Raw genomic sequence first — 4,184 nt, 5'->3', positions numbered from 1 at the left:
CCCGATTTAAGAGGCGAATTTATCCGGGGCTGGGATGATAGTAGAGGGGTAGATCCAGGTAGGGTGTGTGGTACGTGGCAACCACAACAAGTTCAGTGGCACCAGCACCTTGGTGGTCATGGTGGCCGGGCGCAAGGACAGTTCGGCGTAACAAGTCGGGCGGAATATCCCGGTTCATATCATGATGACGGAAAACAAACTTTACCGTTCACAAATAACGGCAGTGATTATCAAGGATTTACAAACAATGGCGCCGTTGGTGCAGAAACCCGCCCCCGCAACGTCGCATTTAACTATATAGTGAGAGCAGCATAATGACTGAACAAAAGTACTCTTTAGAACATGAAACAGCCGTATTGGGTAAAGATGGTTTAGCTATCCAAGCCGGCTGGATAAAGGTTTATCACTCGAATCAAATCACGAGAGAATTCATAGCTTCAGACATTGAATACGTGATGCTCGGTGTCAGTCTATCTGCCGGTGCTTATCCTGATGCTCCAGAACTCCCGAAATCCGATGATGAAGCGGTTTGTCGTAGCGAAGATAAAAGCCGTTGGGAAATCTTACCTGACTACCGCGGAAAGACAGCTTACGACACGTTAACCCGTGCACCGATTGAGATAGCGGAAATCGGTGAGCCACCCGATACACTGACATTCAAAAAACCTCCCACAGATTTCGACAAGTGGGATGGTAAAGAGTGGGTAGTTGATAAAGACCTCTTGAAAGCTCATCAAATCAATGAAGCCAAGCAGCAACAAGCTACACTGCTACAACAAGCAAATGAAACACTCTCATTGCTACAAGACTCTGTTGACTTAGAAGTCGCGACAGACTCAGAGAAAGCGGCATTACTCGAATGGAAGAAGTACAGAGTATTACTCACCCGTGTAGATGTGAATCAAGCTCCTGATGTTGAGTGGCCGGAAGTGCCGAAGTAATTGAGAAAGCCGGGCGACCGGCTTATATGCCTCACTGACAGTATCGATACCGGTACCGCTATGGGGCGATTCTTCTTTCATGTCATGAGTGCATTGGCAGAAATGGAAAGGGAATTAATCGTTGAAAGGACAAACGCAGGCTTGATAGCTGCGCGTGCTCAGGGAAGAATTGGAGGCAGGCCAGTATCGTTATCAGCTGAAGACAGGAAACAAGCTGCAAGATTACTTGCTAAAGGTCACACACGTAAACAACTATCACTGATTTACAATACGTCTCTTTCTACTGTGTATAAGTATTTTCCTGTAAATAAATGAAAGCCGGGTGACCGGCTTTATATTGACTTAATCCATTCGTGATTTTGTGTATTTCGTGCTCTACCAAAAATTCGCTGATAATCAGCATCAGAGAGAGAGTAGCACCACGGCAATAATCATAAATAATTACCACCGCTAGTACATATTTGCCAATTATGAAAGTCTTGCCATATTTTGAGCAATTAAAGTTGCGGCGACTGAATTAGTAATGCGCCACATGACAGCATTTCGTTTACCCGTTGTTTGTTCAAATTCATCAATAGTCATATAGTATTTCAGAACTTGCAAATCTCTATCATTGCGAAATTCCGAAATTCTCCGCTTGAGAAGGCTATTTCTCAGATTAACAAAATCTTTGATTTCGTTTTCCACATCATGCGGGATGGGATAGCGCCCCGCTTCCCAATATTGCCAAGTGCGTGAGGATACGCCGCCTATATGCTCAGCCGCTTCTTTAACGTCTAGCATTAGTAGTTTCCGTAATGCTTGTAATTCTTTATTAGTTATAGTCATATAAGTTAACCCAAAATAATTAAGGCCACTTAAAGTGGCCCTTGATTAATTATTCAGATAGAGGTTTTTCAAAATCATAGTGCCAGTCATTTTCTGATATAACTTCACCCGATTCGATTCTTTCATGAATCGCTTTGCAAACTGTTAAGATTTTGTCCGCATCTTCACTAGAGATGTACAAATCGAAAGCGCCCTCAGCAAAGTCTTGAACCGATTTAATGCTTTCTAAATTTTTAGCGCGATATTCTTTTTGTGAAGAGCTTAAGATTGCTTCGGCGATATTCAGTAATGTAGTCATTTTAAATTTCCTCTTTAGGTTTGCTTCGAGCCATCTCGTAAGCCATGGATACATATTACTTCGCAATCGCGAAGTTGTAAAGTGATTTTTGTCACATTTTTATAAATATGCTGATATTAATTGAGCAGCATAGCCGATTTCTATAAATGTGGTGAATGTAGGTGCCGAAGTAAGAGGAAAAAAATTATCGCAAAGCAGTCTGGAACTGTGCTGCGATAATGCTTCGCCTGATTATGAGACTATGAGACGCAGATGAGACGTGAAAGTTTTCATGCGTATTCTATGTTTTGCTAACTTTTGCGAAATGGTACGTTGTGAGTCGCGGTTTTCGCTGTATCTAGTTGTTTTTAAATGTAGTTCTATACACTCTTAATCAATTGGCCCGGGGTTCGAGCCCCCGACAACCCACCAATCAAATCAATCAGTTATAATTAACTTTCTTTATTTCGTTTCTAATGTAGGACATATTTTGGGCAAGCTTACCGAATATCGTATCTATTTTTTTGTATGCTCAGGTAAATGAAACTGTTAAGACCGGGTACCATTCTACCCCGGTCTTTTTCCAGTTACTATAATGGCAGAGTTGGTCAATTAATTTCCGGTACTTTAGATGTATCAACCCGATTAAGCATGACCCGGTATTTTTTCCAAGCCTGTAAAGCCAAGCTCTCTACTTCTGTAGCCATACTTAAATCAACAGCGTCTTGTAATGGTGTTATCCGTTCATTAGCCTTTTCCATCAACTCCTGCTTTTTAATTTTAGCCTGTTGTGACAGTTATACATGTGGATTCCTTACCATCCAATAGCAAACCAAAAAACGCCAGCGGGTTGATCATTTGAAGCTTGATCAAGGGTTAATCTAAAGCTCGTATTACTATTAATACTAAAATATGCAGAAAGAGAACCTCTTTCGGTGCTATTATAATTAGGTGCTGCTACTCCGATAACACAAGTAGAGGGAAATGCAATTGGGAAATCGTAATTCCTAGACTCTTCACTAAGAGTACTAGGTGTTTGTCCCCATTGATAAATCATCCCAGTATCACCGCACTTCCACCAACCATTTGTAGCTTTTAAGGCTGTGTTTCTATTACGGTCATAGCGAGAGTCCGATTCAGCTTTAGTATATGATTGTCCGGCAGGAGCATAGTTGCCAGCAGGCTGATAATTACCACGCAGTTGGTATTTTCCGTCTGATTCAGACTTATCATAACTCCCTACATCTCCAGCACTCAGATTGATATCACTCGACAACACTTTCCCATTCACTTTACGGCTATTGGGTACTCTTCCATTAATATTTCCATTTAATGAATTTACTAATTCTTGGGCGAGCTTTTGCGTAACAGCCAATGCGTCACTATCGCCTACTACACTTGTAAGTTGAACAACACCTTTTTGTGTTAATGAAGCACTGGGAACTTTTGTTGTGATCTTTTGTTCTAACGCTTTGTCTAATTGGGTAGTGAGCTTAACAATGTCCCCATCATCCAGAGTATCACTGCCAGATTGTGTAGCGATAAAATCGGCTATGACAGATGATATAATTGACGACTGGCGCAAGACTTTATTTAATAAATCAATGGAAATAGTATTTGGTGGAAACCCAGTCTGCAAACTCGGGTTTGCTTCATATTTTTCCTGAAGAACAACATTAGCATCATTGTTAACAGAAAAAGCTTTAAAATCATTCTTTAGACTCATATATACTCCTTGAATAATATTGTTTTGTAAGCAATGAATTGGATTGCTGTATGGACGACTTTTTTTAACTCACATCAATCATAGTTCAGATAAATAATGGCGATATATTCTTATTAACTTATAAGGTTAATTGTTTTTATATTGTTGGTGGTAATAAAACCCAGTGCTTTATAATTGGGTATATATTTAAATAAGACTCCAAAATAGCGCTACATCTTATGCTACTCATAATTCTATGTATAACAATGGGTTGAAGAAGGCCATGTGTAGCAGAATTATGAAACGTTATTTAACATCTAAGATAATTACTTTCTTTCTGGAAAGCTTTTATGCCATTATTAGAATAAGTGGTGAAAAATGTCTGTAAGTTTTATTTTTTACTAAATCTCTATTGTTTGTTATTTTTCATCGT

Annotated in this window: 6 protein-coding genes and 1 pseudogene; 3 read left to right on the top strand and 4 right to left on the bottom strand. The window is 39.8% G+C overall.

What is annotated here, in order from left to right:
* The 3 genes and pseudogenes from LGZ99_RS23510 to LGZ99_RS23500 all read left to right on the top strand — a co-directional run.
* Positions 1-315 (top strand): annotated as a pseudogene (locus LGZ99_RS23510) (hypothetical protein); the annotation flags it as partial.
* Complete coding sequence (locus LGZ99_RS23505; protein ID WP_262979749.1) at positions 315-941, top strand: tail fiber assembly protein; 627 nt, start codon at positions 315-317, stop codon at positions 939-941. The pseudogene LGZ99_RS23510 and the gene LGZ99_RS23505, both read left to right, overlap by 1 nt.
* Positions 942-1,256: a recombinase family protein gene (locus LGZ99_RS23500; RefSeq protein ID WP_262979748.1), complete on the top strand. Its 315-nt coding sequence runs from the start codon at positions 942-944 to the stop codon at positions 1,254-1,256.
* Positions 1,257-1,409: 153 nt separating this feature from the next.
* On the opposite strand, the gene LGZ99_RS23495 is transcribed toward LGZ99_RS23500, so the two are convergent.
* From LGZ99_RS23495 to LGZ99_RS23480, 4 genes are all read right to left on the bottom strand, one after another.
* A complete protein-coding gene (locus LGZ99_RS23495) occupies positions 1,410-1,769 on the bottom strand; it encodes an Aca2/YdiL-like domain-containing protein (RefSeq protein ID WP_262979747.1) in 360 nt (119 codons plus the stop codon).
* 49 nt (positions 1,770-1,818) lie between these two features.
* Complete coding sequence (locus tag LGZ99_RS23490) at positions 1,819-2,067, bottom strand: hypothetical protein (RefSeq protein ID WP_262979746.1); 249 nt, start codon at positions 2,065-2,067, stop codon at positions 1,819-1,821.
* A gap of 587 nt (positions 2,068-2,654) precedes the next feature.
* On the bottom strand, positions 2,655-2,843 hold the full coding sequence (locus LGZ99_RS23485; protein WP_315903529.1) for a tail fiber assembly protein: 189 nt from the start codon (positions 2,841-2,843) through the stop codon (positions 2,655-2,657).
* A gap of 17 nt (positions 2,844-2,860) precedes the next feature.
* Positions 2,861-3,772 carry a gp53-like domain-containing protein gene (locus tag LGZ99_RS23480; RefSeq protein ID WP_021324058.1) on the bottom strand — a complete coding sequence of 304 codons (912 nt, stop codon included), beginning with the start codon at positions 3,770-3,772 and terminating at the stop codon, positions 2,861-2,863.
* Positions 3,773-4,184: the final 412 nt, after the last annotated feature.

This window comes from Photorhabdus temperata, assembly GCF_025384845.1.
Taxonomy (GTDB): Bacteria; Pseudomonadota; Gammaproteobacteria; order Enterobacterales; family Enterobacteriaceae; genus Photorhabdus; species Photorhabdus temperata.
The sequence above is the reverse complement of the archived record's forward strand: the minus strand, read 5'-3'. Positions and strand labels throughout refer to the sequence as shown.